The 18,649-nt window shown below is 62.9% G+C and carries 12 protein-coding genes; 8 read left to right on the top strand and 4 right to left on the bottom strand.

Annotated features, from left to right (window positions below):
• Positions 1-138 precede the first annotated feature (138 nt).
• Together Spa11_RS00560 and Spa11_RS00555 are read right to left on the bottom strand one after the other, a co-directional pair.
• Positions 139-1,227: a DUF1559 domain-containing protein gene (locus Spa11_RS00560; protein WP_197529635.1), complete on the bottom strand. Its 1,089-nt coding sequence runs from the start codon at positions 1,225-1,227 to the stop codon at positions 139-141.
• 160 nt (positions 1,228-1,387) lie between these two features.
• Complete coding sequence (locus Spa11_RS00555) at positions 1,388-4,069, bottom strand: hypothetical protein (protein ID WP_145105352.1); 2,682 nt, start codon at positions 4,067-4,069, stop codon at positions 1,388-1,390.
• A gap of 589 nt (positions 4,070-4,658) precedes the next feature.
• On the opposite strand from Spa11_RS00555, the gene Spa11_RS00550 reads away from it, so the two are divergent.
• The 3 genes from Spa11_RS00550 (at position 4,659) to Spa11_RS00540 (ending at position 8,976) form a co-directional block, all read left to right on the top strand.
• Entirely contained in the window at positions 4,659-5,198 is a 540-nt protein-coding gene (locus tag Spa11_RS00550) for a sigma-70 family RNA polymerase sigma factor (RefSeq protein WP_145105349.1), read from the top strand.
• Between the two features lie 15 nt (positions 5,199-5,213).
• Positions 5,214-7,907, top strand: a complete 2,694-nt coding sequence (locus Spa11_RS00545; RefSeq protein ID WP_145105346.1) for a FecR domain-containing protein — start codon at positions 5,214-5,216, stop codon at positions 7,905-7,907.
• A gap of 343 nt (positions 7,908-8,250) precedes the next feature.
• Positions 8,251-8,976 (top strand): hypothetical protein, encoded by a 726-nt coding sequence (locus Spa11_RS00540; protein ID WP_145105343.1) that lies wholly within the window; start codon positions 8,251-8,253, stop codon positions 8,974-8,976.
• A 309-nt stretch (positions 8,977-9,285) separates the two neighbouring features.
• Here Spa11_RS00540 and Spa11_RS00535 read toward each other — a convergent pair whose 3' ends face one another.
• Together Spa11_RS00535 and Spa11_RS00530 are read right to left on the bottom strand one after the other, a co-directional pair.
• Complete coding sequence (locus Spa11_RS00535) at positions 9,286-11,487, bottom strand: FecR family protein (protein WP_145105340.1); 2,202 nt, start codon at positions 11,485-11,487, stop codon at positions 9,286-9,288.
• Between the two features lie 24 nt (positions 11,488-11,511).
• Complete coding sequence (locus Spa11_RS00530; protein WP_197529634.1) at positions 11,512-12,078, bottom strand: sigma-70 family RNA polymerase sigma factor; 567 nt, start codon at positions 12,076-12,078, stop codon at positions 11,512-11,514.
• Between the two features lie 424 nt (positions 12,079-12,502).
• Between Spa11_RS00530 and Spa11_RS00525 the strand changes: the two genes are divergently transcribed.
• From Spa11_RS00525 to Spa11_RS00505, 5 genes are all read left to right on the top strand, one after another.
• On the top strand, positions 12,503-13,453 hold the full coding sequence (locus tag Spa11_RS00525; RefSeq protein WP_197529933.1) for a DUF1559 domain-containing protein: 951 nt from the start codon (positions 12,503-12,505) through the stop codon (positions 13,451-13,453).
• A gap of 56 nt (positions 13,454-13,509) precedes the next feature.
• Positions 13,510-13,899: a hypothetical protein gene (locus tag Spa11_RS00520; protein WP_145105331.1), complete on the top strand. Its 390-nt coding sequence runs from the start codon at positions 13,510-13,512 to the stop codon at positions 13,897-13,899.
• A gap of 30 nt (positions 13,900-13,929) precedes the next feature.
• On the top strand, positions 13,930-16,551 hold the full coding sequence (locus tag Spa11_RS00515; RefSeq protein ID WP_197529633.1) for an FAD-dependent oxidoreductase: 2,622 nt from the start codon (positions 13,930-13,932) through the stop codon (positions 16,549-16,551).
• Positions 16,552-16,674: 123 nt separating this feature from the next.
• On the top strand, positions 16,675-17,481 hold the full coding sequence (locus Spa11_RS00510; RefSeq protein WP_145105328.1) for a hypothetical protein: 807 nt from the start codon (positions 16,675-16,677) through the stop codon (positions 17,479-17,481).
• Positions 17,482-17,620: 139 nt separating this feature from the next.
• On the top strand, positions 17,621-18,604 hold the full coding sequence (locus tag Spa11_RS00505) for a PEP-CTERM sorting domain-containing protein (RefSeq protein WP_145105324.1): 984 nt from the start codon (positions 17,621-17,623) through the stop codon (positions 18,602-18,604).
• Positions 18,605-18,649 lie beyond the last annotated feature (45 nt).

The following is an 18,649-nucleotide window of genomic DNA, read 5'->3' as shown; positions in this document are numbered from 1 at the left end:
CAAGTGAAGCACGCTCTAGAGACGGCCCATTCGCATCGCCTTCGCCGTCCTCAAAGGCCTCGACCGCGCCCTCATGGGCCTCGACAACGCCATCGATGTCCGAGCGATTGCGTGCTTCGCTCAATTCAAGAGAGATCGCTACAGCGCGCTGGCATCGATCACTTCACCGTCACCGATCGGGCCCAGTAGCGTGAAGACGGACTCGTCCACGTCGTACGAGACAGAATGCACCGAACCATCGCAGAAGACCATCAGGCAGCCTCCCGGGTGAGGGCCGCCGAAGAGTAGGTGGTCGTTGTCGTTGCCGAAGGTTCGAATCGCGTCAGAAGCGGGCGAGTTCCTTGTCCAACGGATCACATCGACGTCGTACCCCAGGTCCCAGCCTTGGTCGTTCCCGATGTTGTTGGAGGTCTCGTACTCGCCAGCGGGGACGAATTTCTCACCGGCGAAGGCTGTCTTGCTGGCGCCATCGGTGATCTGCGCGAAGGTCGTCTCGCTCAAAGCGAGCACGACGCCATTGCCTTTGCGGACGGTGGTTGTGCCCCCCCGGCTCGAAGTGGTGATGTCCTTCGGAAGCGTGTACTCGATGAAACTGGTGGCGAACGCCCAGGGGTCGGGGAAGACGCCGTCGGTTCCCATCGTCGGCCCACCGAACACCGAGGCGGGCGCGAGGCTTCCGCCGCAGGCGGCGTAGTCGTTCCGCCCAACAATATCGGGGCGATCCGCGTTGGCGTAATTGACGGTGTGGTTGAAAGGATAGATCCCCGAGCCACGACGCGAGGGGCACACGAACATCTCTACCGAAGACTCCAATCGCTGCTTGGTCCCAGCGCGCTGGACTGGAGTCAAGCGTTTAGCGTCACCGTCCGCGCCAAGCTCACGCAAGGAATTCTCTTCCGAATAGGAGAGGACACTGTAGCACCAGCCACCCGGCTGCTGGTCGCCGTAGCCACGGTCCGGATCGCCCGCGTAGTGCCAGCCCCAGCCACCGGTCGGGAAATGCCGATGGGCGCTTTCCAAGTTCAACGCCGCAAGGCCCATCTGTTTGAGATTGTTCTGGCACTGAGAACGCCGCGCCGCCTCTCGCGCCGCCTGGACGGCGGGCAGCAAGAGCGCTACCAAAATGCCGATGATCGCGATCACCACAAGCAGCTCGACCAGCGTGAACGCGCCTCGGCCTTGCCTCGGCGAGAGTGACCGATCCAGCGACTCATTTTTTTCAATCACCGCTAATGCCCTGTGGAACGCTCCGCGGACTTGGCGCCGACGACGGCAGGCCAAGGACTGGTCGATAACCTTCGGACTGGCGCGCCAAGCCCTGCGACGATCAACCGGAACAAGCAACATCTCTTTCTCTCCCGCTGATAGCGGCAACCGCTGCCGGCGTTCACCTTGTCCGCCGTGGCGAATCCGACCGGTTGGCTCTCCGAGTCACGACGGCTATCGACGCCAGCAAGCCGAGCAACATGGCTTGTGGTTCCGGTACGGAGATGCCGACGGCGCTATTCACATAGGTCACGGAACCCAGCTTCAGTTCACCGCCCGAGCGATAGCGGAAGGTGAGGTCCTCGTCGCCAATCGCGCCCCCCAGGTAGGCGACGCCGAGCGAAATCGAGGCGCCGGCGGTTACGGTCGACTCGCCGGTCAGGTAGTATTCCTCAAGCTCGTTGTTCCCGGGGTTCGCGCCCTCTTCCCACCCGTTGCCCGAGCCGTCGCCTTGGGGGAATCCAGCCAGGCCCTGGTCGGCGAAGCTCTCCCAACTACCGGCCGCTCCCGCGGCGCCGTAGTTCTCACTCCAGACGTCGTAGTCGGCTTGGGTGAATGTCGTTCCCAACCCGTCACGCCAAACCGTGTAGTCGGCGGCGTCGACTCTGAGGTCGCCGTTGTAATCCCCGGCCGGCGCCCCGGCGTTGAGCATGCCGGCGCCGCTCTCGATGCTGTAGGCGCTGAGGTCGATGGCGTTGTTGGTGGGATTGCGGAGCGTGACCTCCCCGGTGGCCTTATCCACCAGCAGATCAAGCTGCGCCGAAAACACCAGAGCCGCCTCGTCGGTGATGATCAGGTTATCGACTTTGAAGAACTCTCCGCCCCCAGCCGATTGCAGCCGCAACGACTGCCAGCCGGCCCCGATCGGTGAGTTCTGGATCGTTGCCGAGTGAGTCGGTGACTGGGGATTGATCGTATCGACCCAGAAGCTGTACTTATCATCGAACGGCGCCACGCCGTCGTCGTCCCAATCGATCTCGAGAATCAAGCGATGGGACGCCGTGTCGATGGGAACGCCTTCGCCGCCGGTGGCGGGCAGAGTCTGCCCTTGCTTCATGTCCAGACCGTAGGCGCTGTACTGCCCGGGGTCGCCAATGAAGAGCGTCTCCGCCCCGGTGCCGGTGCTCCCTTCGAAGAAAGCGAGTCCGCCCCACTGGTTGCCGGCGGTCGTTTGATAGTCGAAGGCGATATAGAACTTGTCACTCAGGTAGGGCTCGAGCGGAGTCGCGAAATCACGGAAGGCGCCGTTGAGGACCTGCGTGTCGGCCACCCCGCCGACGACGTTGCCCCAGGTGTCTCCTGCCGCCCACCCCGTCCCTGATCCCTCCGCGCTGAAATCATCGCTGGCGAAGACGATGGCTTGTGCGCTCGAGGCGCCAAGGCATAGGGTTGCGGCGACGCAGAACGCCGTCGCTACCGATCGCGCCCGGATCGGCCTGAGCATGAGGGCGCAGGCCGCGACGCCCACGATTAGCAGCGAGCCCGGCTCGGGAATGGCGTGAAGCATCGCCGCGAACGATCCGGCGCCATTGAGTCCTTCGTATGCGTCGACGAAGAGGCCGTAGTCGCTCAGGTCGTGATCGAAGTCGCCGTTCATATCTCCCATCCGGTAGGCCTGGAGCGGCGACAGCTCGCCGTCCACTACCCCCTGACCCGACTTGAACAAAGTCCAGTCGGCTTGATTGATGGCGCCATCACCGTTCAGGTCGCCCTGGGCAATCGGAGCGCCTTGATAGACGACATTAACGTTGACTGGCAGCGGCTCGCCGTTGTCATCCAGGATGAGCGTGCCGACGACGTCTTCGAATGGCGAGCGAGACCAGAGCTGTCCGAGATCGATGGGCGTGGCTCCTACGACTCCACCGTCGCCGGGAGTCATAGCGGAGATTGTTTCCGCCAGTCGTGCGGCCGTTGAAGACGAGACCGTCCAGCTGTCATCCGGATCGACCGACCCGTCGCCACCATTGCTGGGAGCGTCGTAGTTGGTTGCGACGGTGGTCCACGTTTCCGATTCGAACGCGCCAGCCGACGAGGTCAGGGTGTAGCCGATCAGTCCCATGAGCGGTGTGGCGCTCGAGAGCGTCGTGGCCCCCGTCGCGCGATCGATCGTCAGCGTGGCGTCGATGTTGACGAGACCGACGTCGGACGAACTCGTGGCGATCGTCAGATCGTCGTAAAGGTCCGTGTTAGGATCGCTGCTCGCTAGTCGCATCGTTCCCCACGCCGCATCGATCGGTCCGCCACCAACGATCACCCCCGAAGCGGACGGGACCGACTCGTTGAAGTTGTCCACCCAAATCTTGTAAGTGTGGTCGATGCCGGTGGTGTCGATGGCGGCAATCAACGTGTGCGCCTCGGTATCGACCGCAAACCGGCTGTCATAAATTGCGTCCGGAACTTTCGCGTCGATGCCGTAGTTGTTGAACGCCGCCTCTGGATTGCCGAAGAAGAAAGTCTCGTCTCCAGGCGTCCCCTCGACGCCTTCGAAGAAGGCGAGACCGCCCCAGCTGGCGCCCGTGCCCGGTATCGCCTGCGTGTAGGTGATGCGGATGTAAGTCAACCCGTTCGAGGCGTCGAGGGGCGTCGCAAAGTTTCTGAAGCTCTGAACATTGGCGGCGCCCGTCGGATTCGATGAGACGGCGCCGTCGACGAGGCCTTCCCAGGCGTTGCCGACTTCCCAACCGACGCCCGAGCTCGTGCTGCTAAAGTCGTCAGAGACGAGCACGACCGCCTCAACGGGGTAGCCCCTCACGACAGCGGCAACCACCAACACGCAACAGAGACGCAACCAAAGCTTATTCATAGGTGCAAATTCCTTGGGCGCTGCAATGCGTCACCGCGCACACCAGCCACAGAGGCGAGCGTTGCGTGAACGTGCGTAGCGTCTCGATGAGTTACCGACCGGTGGAACCAACCCCTCGGCGCCCCGCTGCCCGAGAGAGTCGACCACCGGTCATGCAGGTGGACTAAGTTCAGACGAGCGTCGTTAGTTCCGAGGAGCGTCGTTACAAGTGGGTACAAGCCGATGAGAGCGGCGCGAAGTCGCCGCACCTATATCTCCGCTGCTACCGCCGCAAAGCGGACACGAATTCCGATGCTTTTCTTGAACCAACTTGCCTTTTAGGTCCCTTCACGCTGGCGCCGGCTGCTCTCGTTGGAGAACGCGACATAATTCTGCATTTCTTTCGACTTCTCGTGTCCGGGGACCGCCCTCTTGTGCGGACACGGGTGGAGCGAGCTAGAGAATCCGTTATTCTCTTCGTCCCTCCGAACAATCCGAGTAGCTCGCTTGACCGCCGACCAAAGCGGGAGTCGCGAGCGGCGGATCATTCGACTCTTCCGATTCGATGGACTGCGGATCACGCCGTTAGACGCTAAAGCAGGTCATCGCTATGCCCTCCGATACGGCTCCTTCCCCCGAGCTCTTTGTCCAGCTCTTGGCGGAAAACCAGCGTGCTCTGAACGCCTTCATAGCGTCGTTGACTCCCTCCCAAGCCGACGCCGACGACATCCTGCAAGAGACCTGCGTCACGCTGTGGAAAAAGTGGGCCGAGTTCGACGCCAGCCGCGATTTCTACCGCTGGGCGTGCGGCATCGCCCACTACGAGGTGCTGCGTCATCGCAGGAAGTCGGCGACCGATCGCCTCTGGTTTGACGACGAGGTTCTGAATCTACTGGCGTCGCAGATGGTCGAGGACGAAGGGTTGCTGGAATTGCGCCGGGACGCCCTGGACAGTTGCTTGCAGAAGCTGTGCGTCGATGACCGTGTCCTTTTGGAGATGCGATACCGCCAGGACATGACCAGCGAGACGCTGGCCGCAACCCTGGGCAAGACGACACGGACCGCGCGTCGCATGGTCGCTCGGGTGCGCCGCCTGCTACAGCATTGCATCGATGTCACCGTTAAGGGCTGGGGATCAGCGAACGCCTAAAGCGCGGATCGTCATATGACTGATCGAGAGAACACGCCGGAGGACAACAGCCTCGACGCCTTGATCGGCGCGTGGCAGGCGGGGGAGATCACGCCCCCCCGATGGGAGTCGCTATGCCGTCAGCTACGTTCGGACCGAGACGCTCGCGCTCGTTTCTTGCAACACATGCAGCTCGACGCCGACCTCACGTGGAAGTTCTCGGACCGGAGCCGCGCCAAGGCGGTTCTCTCGGAGTCCTTCCCAAGAAGCGAGAAGCCGGCGAGCTTGTCCGAGTTGGCGGAAGGCAGCTACAGCCGCGACCCCTGCTACCAGGAAATCCTCGAACTCGTCTCCGGCCATGAGGCCATCGATCTGCTGTGGACGCAACTTTATCCTCAGATGCGGAGCTATGTCGCCGCCTGCTCGCCGCGCCTGGACGACATTGATGCGGTCGTTACGGCCATCATCGAAGACATCGCCAATGGCTACCACGACCAATCTGGCCCGCAGGAGTTTTGCGAACTAGTCCGCGAGTCCTCTCGGCAAAGAATCCGAGAGTTCCTGACCCTAGAGAAGGACCTAACGCTTCACCTCGAAGAGTTGTTCGCGTCGTCGTGCCTCGGCGATTCGGCTAACGAAGAGGCTAGCCCTAGCGAGCTTTACGAGCGTCTGAGCGAGTACGTGCCCCTCAAGATGAGTGAGGAGCACCTCAGGCTGCTCTGCTTGCGGTACCTCCACGAGCTCCCACCCGAAATTATCGCCGAGCGAATGTCGTTGGCGACCGACCGCGTCCAGCTCGACTTGGCAAAGGCACGGTTGTCGATCTGGAGGCATTGTTGCGAGCGACGCTTTGGCGGCGCCGCCCACACCGAAATCGAGCACCTGCTGATCGCCAGCTATCTCTTCGATCGGCGACGGCTGAACAACGTCACGATCGAGAGACTACAGGCGTGGCTAAGGTCGTCCGACCGGCATCGACGGATATTCTACACCTTCGCCATGCTCCACGAGTGCGCGTACCGGCAGCTGTCGGTTGAGCGTCTCCTCGAATCCCTGGCGACAAGCGATAACAAGTCGCTACGACAGGTGGTCGGCCAGGCGATCCAGCAGATCGAGTTGTTCGCCGAGAAGGCGACTCCAACGGAAGTCCATGTTGTTCGGCCGAACACGGTCCGCGTCGGCCCTCTATCGGTCCTGGCTATGGCGACGGCCGCGATCGTGCTCGTCGGCGTCGGTCTGCTCTTGCAAAGCGGCAGCCAGGAGAGTCCGCGTGAAAAGCGGGCGACCAATGAGCGGTCAAGCGATCGAGTGAAGGTGGCGAAGAGCGAACCATCCTCCCCGGCGCCGGTGCGTGAAAAGCCCGCGCCTCCTTTGCCGCCGGTCGTCGCTACGCTCGACGAGCTACTCGGCGATCTTCGTGGCAACGACGAAGGCTTCGCCTACGCGACTGGCGCGTCCTTCCGACAAGGCGATTCGTTTGCGATCCCCCGGGGCATCGCCCAATTCTCGTCGGCGAACGGCTCGCTGATCGTCCTGGAAGGCCCAGCCGAAGTGGTGTTCAGCGGGGACGATGAAGTCCTGCTTCACGCCGGGAAACTCGTCGGGCTCAACTCCACGAAGATACAACAGGTCGTGGTCCGCACGGCTTCCGCGGTGGTTCGTGACCTCGGGACCGAGTTCGGCGTCGAGCTCGGCGCCGACGACTCCACGTCGGTCGCCGTCTACCAGGGCTTGGTAGAAATGAGCGGCTTAGGAGACGACGCCCCGCAAACGCCGTTGGAAGAGGGATGGCGGAGTTCGGTCAGCGCCGATCAGTCCGTCGTCGAGGAAGCAAAGCCCCTGCTTCACGACCGAGAGTTCGTCCGCCCTGACGAGGTGCGGCTCCGTGTTGCGGTCGAGCGTGGTTCGGAAGCGGCGCGAACCGAGGTCGCGTTCTACGAGCTCATGCGGGTCGAGGGCATCCTGGCTTACGAAGGCTTTGATCGCTTGCAAGGCGCTGAACGGCGATCGATTGGGATCGATCCGCGGCGGCAGGGATCGTCGCAAGGCCTGATTCTTGGGCCGAATCTCTCGGAGGGGACCCCGATGTCGGCTTCGTCGAAATCGATCATCGCCGCCGACGGGCAGCAGTACTTTGTCTATCTCGACACGTCCGAGAATTCGCGGCTCGCGCGAGCGGGATTGGTGTCGGCGGGGGGAATGGTCGGCGACATGCCGGGAGAGGTCTGGATTGCTTGGCGATCGCAACTCACCGGGACACAACAAGGCCGCGTAGATTGGGCGGGACTCTCCTTGATGTGCGGCGATCGACGGCAGACGGACGAGCCGCTATTCGTTGGCGTGCCCTCCAATCAATCCGCCTATGGCATGCAGTTTTTTGAAGGGCCCAATCGCTCGACTCAGCATCAGTACCCGCTCGACCGCGATGCAACGGCCTCAGGCGTGCAGGAGCGGACGGCCGACAACCAGAACGTCCTCTGGATCGCACAGCTCCTAATGGGTCCAACCGGCGCCGAGGTCCGCTTGTGGTGCAATGTCCCGGCAAACCTCATCGAGAAGACGGCCCCCCATCTCGCTAAGTCGATTGAGAACCTGCGCTTCGACCGCTTCCGGTTGGAGTTGGCCGACTCCCGCAAGCAGACGACCTGCGCCTTCGATGACGTTCTGGTGACAGCGACGAGAGAGGCGCTCGTAGAGGCGATCCAATTGGTCGGCGACTCGTCCGAGTAACCACCGGCGTCCAGTTCAAAGAGCGCGACGACCCGTCCAGGCGGAAGGCCCGACCGACGACGCACGCCTCGCGGCGCGCTCCGCCAGAAGTTTTCCCGATTTTATGCGTCCGCTTTAGCAGCGACGCTGCGGATAGATCATGCGGACGCGACGCGCTCGGAATCCGCTCCTACGATTCTCTTCTGAAGATTCTCCCTGCGACACAGAGGCGCCCTCAGCTCGTCACGCCCCAACGGTGAAGGGATGCGGCCCCTCTATGAAGTGATTCAACTTGATTCGACGCTCTTTTCTGCGCTAGACGTTCTTTTCTGCAACGCGGGTCTTTTCTCCTTGGAGTCGACTAATGAAAGCAATGAGTGGCATCTTCACCTCCGCTCTTACCCTGGCCTGCCTCGGCCTTACCTGCGGAGCCTCGGCCGAGATCATCGGCGCCGACGACTTTAGCGAAGCGGACGGCACAGCCGTCAACGGCAAGCTCGCCGACATCGGCGGCGCGCCCTGGTCAGCGGGTTCGCAGACGATCGTCGGCGGCGTCCTCGATACCGACCAAGTTGGGCAGCACTCTGGCAGCTTTCTGGACCTGACCCGCGCGTTAGGCCCCGGCGAGATCCTGACGCTCAATTTCACCTCCGCGGAATCAAACGGATTGATGTTCGACATCGACGGCTATGCCGGAATGTCGTTCTATGTGGGCGGTGATGAGAAGCTCTTCGTCGGCGACCCCGGCGGCGGACAGGCCGTTGACGGCTGGGCTCTGGACGGCTTCGCCGGCGGCGTCATTGACTACACCGGGTTGCAGAGCGAAGCGGTGACCGGCGTGTTCACCTACGTCTACAACACCGGAGTCGGCGTGCTCGAGGTGACCGACGGCGTCAATGTCGGCACGGCCGTGCATTTCTACGACGCCGGCCTCGCCCTCAATCGCTTCCGCCTTCAGAGCGGCAGCAGCGACGCGGCGGCGATCGCGATCGACTCGTTCTCGATCTTTGCCGGCGTTCCCGAACCGACTTCCGCCGCTATCGCCCTAGCGAGCACGGTCATCGGCCTCGCCCGATCGAGAAGGCGATAGCCGCCGACGAATCACGGTAGCCGCCCCCATCGCGACGGCGTTCCGCTGCTACCCGGCCCCGCCAACCGCAGGAAAGACGGCGCCCCGCAGAACGCCCCAGAAGGGCCCTTTAAGGCGGTCCGTCGCGGGGTGGACCGTTGAGCCAAAGACGACCCCGAACGCGTCGCAAGGGCCCTCTACGACCCTCTAAACACCTGTTCACAGTTGGCTCCCGGCGCCCCGGGGTGGAAGCGTCGGGCGGGGGGCGGCGCCGTGGTGATTGAAGGAAAGCTAAGCCCGACGACTATGCCCCCGGCGGGCGAGCACGGGTCAATCGCGATCTCTGATCGAGGCGTGCACGTCCACTTCGGCGAAGAACGTCGATTGCTCGGAGCGTTCGACGATCCACAGCAGGTGTCGGAACGGGCCCATCGATCCCGTTGAGGTAGTAAGTTGGCTGGCGTGGACGCCGCCCGGGTCGCCGAATCGGCTGTCCACCAAGCCGATGAACTCCCAGTCTCGGGCTTCGTCCGAAGTCTCGAAGTCGATCGGTGGCAGCGTCTCGGCATTCGATCCCCAGACGGTGAAGTGCTGCAAGGATCGACCCCAGCGATGCCAAGAGAAGCCGTTGATCTGTCGGATCAAGGTGGGCTGGAGCAGATCGAGCGTGAACCGGCCTTGGTTGTTAAACCAAGCGTTGCGCTCGAGGTCGTCGTTATTCCGAGAGAGCAGGCCGTCGTTGAGGGCGGGCACGACTCCGGCTTTTAGCACGGTTACGTTGGGGTGGGGGAGCCACTGCCCCCCAGGTGAGTGAGCGATCATTCGACGTCCCTTGCTGGAGGACGCCGCATCTTCGGCGGAAGGGGGGGCGAGAGTTACCTTGTCGAAGCTCTCGACCCGTTCCCATGCTGCGCTGGCGATCGGCCGAGGCAACACGCCCGTATGGACGAGGCCCCGTCCGATTGTCGCTTGGTGATGAGAAGCCGGTTCGGCAGCGGCGCGGCTCGCATCGTTCAACGGCTTGGCGACGACGCCATACATCACCGACCAGTCGCTAGGCGGTTTGATGCCGCCGAGCACAACGTCGCCGGGCGCCAAGACGTCGCGGAACCAGACCGAGCAAGTACGGTCGAGTAGCTCGCCGGGCCCGACGCCGAGGTGTTGCCAAGAGCGTTCGTTCGAGAAATTGTCCTCGTCGATAGCTACATCGTACCCACTGTCTTGGTACTCCGCTTTCAGCCACGCGGGAATTTCTAAGCGGTTATCCAGCAAGACGTAGAGTCTCGCAGCCTGCGCCAGCCGTACCGTCACCTTGAGGTTTTCATCGACCTTGTCGTCGCAGTAGGGCAGGACGTAGTCGGCGCCCCGCAGGAACTGGGGAAGGCCGTGCTCCTTTTGAATGCCGTTCCACTGGTAATGGCGATCAACGAACGCCTGGGCGTCTTCGCCGAATCCGCCTTCGGAGACGCGGTAGCATTTGGCGGTGTCGCGGTCGCGGATGTTGTCCCACACTCGCTCGAGGACCCGCCCTGTAGGGCTCGGCTGCCGGATGGGGGCGAACGACCGTGGGAAGTCGGTGTCGCGCACCATCATCAGGCGACGCACTTCGCCTGACCGGCTGATGCCCATGGCTTCGCCGTCGGTCAGCAAGCGTCCGTCGCCAAGAAGCTCGAGATTGCTCAGCGGCACATTGGGCGCCGGCGCGCCGATATCAATCGGCAGCGCGGCCGCGTATTGCAACGCGACCTTCCCCGTGAAGACCACCATCTCCGTATCGCCCTCGTCATCGACCGATAGGCCGAACTCGGTTCCCAGGTCGATGACTCGGGAATTGGGCGTGTCGATCCGGAACCCGTGGGCGGACTCCTGCACCTGTGCGGTGAGGGTTCCGCGGATCAGCCGCGCGCGCATCGGCGAGACGACTTCGATCTCGGCGGGCCCTTTCAAAACCACCTCGGCGCCGCAATCGAAACGCAGGCTCGCAAGCCCCTCCTCTGTTGCGATGCGGTCGCCGATGTGGATGGGGCGGATGTCGGTGTTCCCTGGCGTGTCACCGACGGCTGAGTCGATGGCGCCCACGACAACTCTGGCGACGCCTGCGGATGGAACACTTGCTGCTGGGTCACTGACGCCGTCGAAGTAGGTCGCCACAATCGCGGCCAAGGCCGCCGCGACTGCCAGAGACGCCCCTGCGAAAGCCCTCCAGCGCTTCGCTACTCGTGATACTTCCTTCGGCAGAGCGCGCCCGGCGATAGCCGCGTCTTCCCCCGGCAGGTTGAAGTTGGCGACCTTATCGTAAAGAGCGAACTCTCTCCGCAGGCTTGCTTCTTCCTCGAAGTAGCGCGAAGCGTACTCTCTCGCCCCGGAGTCCTGGAGCAGCAGGTCGTTGAGGGCTTGCCAGTCGTCCGAGGACGCGTCACCGAGCACCACCGAGGCCAACAGGCGACGGAGCTTGGGCGTGTCGGCGTTGGTTGAGGACGGTACGGGTTGCTTCGCGTCTTCCTGCATCGAATCCATCTGCTGTTGTATCAAGCCTGTCGAGTAATGGTTCCGCCACTAGGATCGCGCTTCCGACGTTAGTCGCCGGTCGATGCACTCCTCCAACGAGCGACGGATGCGCAAGAACACGCTCTTCACCGCTTCCACGGTCCGACCTGAAATCTCCGCAACCTCGGAGACCGATCGATCGCTGGCGTAACGAATCGCCAGGAAGTGGCGGCTCCGCTCCGGCAGTTCCTTGATGCAATCCATCAGCGCCTCGCTGCGCTGCGAGAGGTTCGACGAGCGCTGGATCGCCATATCCACCATCAACTCGACGACCTCGCTCGAGAACTGATGGCGGTCGCGTCGGCGTTTCCGCAGGAAAGCGAGGATCTCATACTTCGCCACCTGCAGCGCCCAAGGCATGAACGGCGATCCGGCGTGGAACTGGTCAGCCTTCTTCCAGAGAGCGATGTTCGTCTGCTGAAGCACATCGAGGGCGTCGCTGTAGCTGCCCAACGACGACAGGATGAAACCCTGGAGGTCTACCTGGTGATCCGTCAAACGGCGGATGAACTGGTCGATCTCGGCTTCGTGCCCCTCCGCGGGAGCGTCAGTTGTCGGGCATTCTCGATCGCTCATTGGCTCATTTGCGCTCGGTAGCATTGCCCACCGTCGGTCAGCAGGCATGGGTTCGAGGCCGCGTGGCGGATAGCTAGCTTGCCGAAGAAGAGATCGGGGTCCGGACAAAGAGCCTCCGCTAATGCTTTATCTGCCGACCCCACAACTCGGGTGGCGGCAATTCTCGCTGGCAGTAGCGAAAACATCAACAAAGTTCACTGCCAGGACGGGGAGCTATCGCCTCCGTCCGTGGACGGGTTTTTCTTCCGATTTTGGCCGCCACCTCACGGGCCCCCGCGGCAGACTCTACCTCGGACGGCACGAACGCCTCCGCTTGTCATCGCTCCTTATCAACTCAGAGCAAGGTTGCCGGGATGTCCCCTCGGGGCCGCCTTGCCCTCTTGCTCTTCGTATCTTCTCACTCACGGCTCGTTCTCGAAGTCACATGCGTAACCCTGAATCCCGACGCCGCAAGCGTAGCCCGCTTGGACGACAAGGCTTCACGCTGGTCGAGCTGCTGGTGGTGATCGCCATCATCGGCATTCTCGTCGCGTTGCTCTTGCCCGCGGTTCAAGCGGCCCGAGAGGCGGCGCGGCGTTCGGAATGCGTCAATAAGCTCAAGCAAATGTCTCTCGCCGCACAAAATTACGCCGGGGCGAATGGAGAGGCGCTGCCTGTCGGCACGCCGGGGCAAGGGCGTCACGGTCTCTTCACCTACTTGCTTCCCTACCTCGAGCAGCAGCCGCTCTACGACTCGATCGACCTGAAGTCCACCAACGCGCGCAACGATCCGCTCAGGATGCAGGTCGTTGGGGCCTACGTCTGCCCCGACTACCCCGAAGAGCCGGTGATCACTACCAATCCGTCGACCAGCGCGATCGGGGCGATCACTACCTACCAGGGGAACGGCGGCACGTTTGTCACCGGCGGGGGGCGTCAAGAGTTGCTGGCGTCGCCAAGCTACGGAGACCTGCCCCTCAATGGCGCCTTCCGTTGGAGCGAGGACGGCCGGGCGCTGCGTGAGGTCACCGACGGCACGAGCAAGACTTTCCTCCTCGGCGAGTTCGTCCACATCGATCGGCTCCCGGGGCTCTATTCCTCGCTGCCGGGCAACATCCGGCCGTGGATGGGCAGTCCCAGGCTGGCAAGCACCAGCGAGCGTGTGCCCTACGAGTTCAAGGTCGCTGTCTACACGCCCAACACCGCGGTGGATCGCGAGGCGGACGAGACGCCGTACAACCACCTCCCGTTCGGCAGCTTTCATCCGGGCGGCGCGAACTTCGCCATGATCGACGGCAGCGTCCACTTCGTCCCCGACAGCGTCGCCATTGATCTCTACAAGGCGTGCTTCACGGTCGATGGCGAAGAGGTCGTCTCGGTGGGAGACCTGCGTTGAACTGCAACTTCTCAAAAAGCGTAACGCTCACCCCCTGCTTAAGTTCGAGAGGCGCGATGGCGCTGGTCGTTGCCAGCTGCGTGGTGATGAGCGGATGCGGCTCCACACAAGAGCTCGCGCCGGTGCGGGGAAAGGTGACCTACAAGGGAAAGCCGCTGACGACCGGCGTCGTGATGTTCCAACCGCTAAGCGGCCCGCCCGCCCGCGGCAGGATTCAGCCGGACGGAACGTTTGAACTGGAGATGCTCGGCGAAGGCGCCGGCGCGCCGCTCGGCACGAATCGAGTGCGAGTCTCTTCGCGCGAACCGTCGGCCGACACCGCGACCGAGACAGCCCTCGGCAAATTGCTGATCCCCAAACGCTACACCGACTTCGCCACCAGCGGCTTGACCGTCGAGGTCGCGGCCGACCGAACCGAACCCTACTTGATTGAACTGGAAGACTGACGCCCCGGCGCCGCCTTTATCTCGAGAACGATGGCTAACCTTGATTCATATTCGACGCCGCAGCGAATGGGCTCTCTGCTGGCGGCCATGATCGCGGCAGCGGTGTGCGGCGCGCCGTCGCGGGGTGCGGAGTACGACGTCGTCGTCTACGGCGGAACTTCGGCCGCCGTCACCGCCGCCGTCGAGGTCGCCCGCATGGGCAAGTCGGTAGTCATCGTGTCGCCCGACCGGCGGCTAGGAGGGTTGACCTCGAACGGCTTGGGCTGGACCGACATCGGCAACCGCGACGCGATCGGCGGTCTCAGCCGTGAGTTCTACAATCGCGTCTACGACCATTACCTGGACGACTCCGCCTGGGACCTGGAGTCACGGCAGGCCTACATCAACCGCTCGTCGCTCGATCCGGATACGAATCGTGAGATGATGTTCACGTTCGAGCCGAAGATCGCCGAGGGCGTCTTCAACGCCATGGCGGCCGAGCACAACATCCCGGTGGTCGCCGGGCGCCTCGACCGCGAGACGGGCGTCGCCCGCGCCGGCAAGACGATCCAATCGATCCGTACGCTCGAGGGCCAAACCTTCTCCGCGCCGGCGTTCATTGACGCCACTTACGAGGGCGACCTCATGGCGGCGGCTGGCGTCAGCTACACGATCGGGCGCGAGGCCAACAGCAAGTACAACGAAACCCTCAACGGCATCCAAACAGCCCGCGCTGTCAAGAACCAACTGCCGTGCTGCATCGACCCCTACAACACACCGGGGGATGCTTCGAGCGGCTTGCTCCCCGGCGTGAATCCCGATGCGGGAGGTCCCGACGGCGCCGGCGACAAGCGGCTTCAGGCCTACAACTACCGCATGGTGCTGACCAACAACCCGGCAAACCGCACCCCGGTCCCGCAGCCCACGGGCTACGACGAGAAGGACTACGAGATTCTCTTCCGCGCGATCGAGGCGGGGCAGTCCAACCGGTTCTTCAAGTTCTCGCCGATGCCGAACAACAAGACCGACTCCAACAACGACAGTGGCGCCTCGACCGACTTCATCGGCGGCAACTACACGCTCGAGACGGGCGTCAACTTCGCCGAAGCCGACTACGACACCCGCGAAGAGATGCTGCAAGCGCATCGTGATTACCAGCAAGGATTCGTCTGGACCCTGCAGAATCACCCCCGCGTGCCGGCCTCGATCCGCAACTCGATGGACGACTGGGGACTGCCTCTCGATGAGTTCGTCGATAACGGACATTGGCCCGATCAGATCTACGTCCGTGAAGGGCGTCGCATGGTCGGTGACTTTGTGATCACCGAAAGCCACGTGAATCAAGAGCAAGGGTTTGAGCAGTCGGACTCGATCGGCATGGGCGGGTACGCGATGGACTCGCACAACGTCCAGTACCACGTCTCGGCTAGCGGGTACGTCGTCGCCGAGGGAGACGTCCAGGTCAATCCGGCTCAGGGTCCCTACCCGATCAGCTATCGAGCGATCGTTCCGAAGCAGAGCGAGGTGCAGAACCTGCTAGTCCCCGTGGCGGTTAGCTCGAGTCATATCGCGTTCGGGTCGCTGCGGATGGAGCCGGTGTTCATGAGCCTCGGTCAGGCGGCGGGCGTCGCCGCCGTGGCGGTTGGCGAGCACGGCGTCTCCGCGCAAGACATGCCGTACGCGATGCTCCGCTCGCGGCTCGTCCGCCAAGACGCCGTGCTGGGCGTTGATTACGTCTCCGCCGACCCGGGCGTGCTGCTGAATTTCGGCGCGGTCGTCGCCGACAACGCCAACAGCCCAGGGCACGCGTTGGGTGGGGCGCCGGGCGTCGTTTGGAATCTCATGACGGGCGATGCGAACGGCGGACTTGTTGATTCGCTCGGCGCGTCCGTCAACCTCACCGTGGATCTAGGCAAGAGCCTCCCGGGGCAACAATCGATCGACTGGGACGCGGACGGGTTCAGCGTCATTTCTCAAGGCACGGCGACCAACTTCGGCGTGTACAGCGGCAACGCGTCGAGCGCTCTGTTCGTTGATGACGGGAAGTCCAGCAGCGTCGATCTTGGCGTGCGGCTCTCCGGCCTCGCCGAGGGCGTCTACGACGTTTTCCTTTCCGCCAAGAACACCAACACCTCCGCCAGCGAAGGGTTCAATGTCTACGGCCTCGTCGTCGATTCATCGAGCGAGGCGACCGACTATGAACAAGCAGCCCCGCATTCCCTTGCCCACGATACGACGTCGGCATGGCGCCATGGCTCATCGACCATTGCTCAGACGTTCAAGGTCGAGACCGGTCAAGACGTGGTGCTAGTCGTCGAAGGCCTTAGCGATGGCGAACTACGCGGCTTCATTAACACCTTAGAGATTGTCAAGCTCGCGGGCTCGTTGTCGGCGGACATCAACGGCGATGGTCTCATCGATGTCGCCGACTTCACCATCCTCCAGAGCAACTTCCTGTCCAACGTCCCGGTCGGCCTCCAAGGGGACGCCAACTCTGACGGCAGGGTCGACCACCGCGACTTCTACTTCTGGCGTTCCGCCTACGTCAGCGCCGGCGGCGATCTGGCGCTGCTTGATTCGCTGAACGTGCCCGAGCCCGCCGCCGCGGCCTACGCCCTCGCGGCGATGCTCATACGCGGGACCGTGCTGGCTCGCCCCGCGCCGCGCGACTAACTCGACCGAACCCCTCATCACAATGCAACGAGCCCATCCCCTCCTCTTTCTTCTTGTCAACGCAGCCACTCGTCACGAGCGACTCACCACTCTTGTCCCTGCATCCTACGAAGAGAACGCCTCATGAACCTTCTGCCTCCCCAACGCAGTGCGGCCATCGTCGCGACGCTTTGCCTGGCGACGCTTGCGCAAACGGCTAGCGCCGAGATGCTCCCCAACACGTTCGGCAACGGCGGCGATGTCGTCCTACGCCGCAACAACACCGTCGAGAACGACGGCTTCTTGCGTATCAAAACGCAGTCCGGCGATATCGAGACCCATGGCAACGACCGGATTGGCCTGCTCAAGTTCGACCTCTCGGGGCTGTCCGAGCCTGTAACAAATGCCGCGGTGCGGCTCGAGTTGCCACGTGGTCAATCCTCGGGCCACTCAGGTAACACCTACGACGCCGGCGACACGCTTTACCTGTACGGCATTCCCGATGCGGCGGCCGACGAGGACTTCGATGAGGCGACGATCACCTTCGCTTCATCGCCTTATCTGACCGGGTCCGGAAGCGTTACGGATCCGCGTCCGCTCACCGACACGACCCCCAACGGCGTCAACGACGACATCGCCGTGCTGCTCGACACCTACACCTTCGCCGCCACGTCGGATGCCGGTGACCTCGTTGATTTCCAGAGCTCGGCGTTGACGGCGTTCTTGCAAGCCGACACGAACAACATCGCAACTTTCATCCTCAGCGTCTCGCAGACGGACCCCTTCAAGACCGCGGTGTTCGTCTCCGACACCGGCGCCGAGGGGACCCCGCTGCCGCCCACGCTGCTGACCAACGCCAACGCCCCGGTGCCCGAACCGACAGCCGCTGTGCTTTTCGCGATGTCGCTCCTCGGCGCCCAGATCGTCGGCGGACGTCAACAACGCTGTTAGAACTCGACTCACTCAACAGGGCTCCGTGTCACGTCTTGTGTAGCGTCCCTACTCGACAGCTTCGCTGTGCGAGGCCGTCCGCCGCCCGCAGGCGAATCCCACCGATACCCGCATCTCCAAATCACCAGGAGCCTTTCTCGTGCGTATCTCATCCCACCTCGCCACTCTGATGGCCGTTGCGGCCGTGCCCGCAACGCTCTGCGCCGAGGTCACGAACAATGTCTTCGGCGTCGGCGGAGACGTCGTCCTCCGTCGCAACAACACCATCGAAAACGACGGCTTCCTGCGTATAAAGACGCAGTCGGGCGACACCGAGACCAGCGGCAATGACCGCATCGGCCTGCTCAAGTTCGACCTGTCGGGGCTGACGGAAGGAGTCTCGGAGAGCATCCTGCGATTGGAGTTGCCACGCGGCGTTTCGTCGGGCCATCCCAGCAATAACTTCGACGCCGGGGATCAGCTCTTCCTCTACGGCATCCCTAACGGCGGCGCTGAGGAGAACTTCGACGAGGCCACGGTCTCATTCGCGACTTTCCCCTACTTCACCGGCGGCGGGAGCGTCGTCGACCCTCGGCCAGCTTCGGACACGACAGCAAACGGGATTAACGACGAAGTCGCTATCCTGCTCGACACGTTCCTGTTCGATGAGCCGTCCGACGCGTTCGATCTGGTGAACTTCCAAAGCCCCGAGCTCACTGCGTTCCTGCAGGCCGACACGAACGACATCGCGACGTTCATCCTCGGTGTGTCGCAGACGGACCCCTTCAAGACCGCGGTGTTCGTCTCCGACACCGGTACCGAGGGGACCCCGCTGCCGCCCACGCTGTTGACGAACGACGACGTGCCGCTGATGGGAACGGACTTCAACATGTCCAACGGCACCGACCTCGACGACTTCGAGATCCTGCGCGCCAACTACCTCACCGGCGCCACGTTCGAGCAAGGGGACGCCAACCTCGACGGAACCGTCGATCACGAAGACTTCTTCATGTGGCGCACCGACTACCTGATGCTCGGCGGCGATCCGGCATTGATCAACTTCCAAGCGATTCCCGAGCCTTCGACGTTGTCACTCGTAGCGTTAGCTGTGATCGGGACGCTCCGGCGCGCCCGTCATCGTTGAAACGAGAGCGACGAGCTGCGAGTCCCACGTGTACCACCTCTGAAG

It is taken from the genome of Botrimarina mediterranea (genome assembly GCF_007753265.1).
Classification (GTDB): domain Bacteria; phylum Planctomycetota; class Planctomycetia; order Pirellulales; family Lacipirellulaceae; genus Botrimarina; species Botrimarina mediterranea.
The sequence above is the reverse complement of the archived record's forward strand: the minus strand, read 5'-3'. Positions and strand labels throughout refer to the sequence as shown.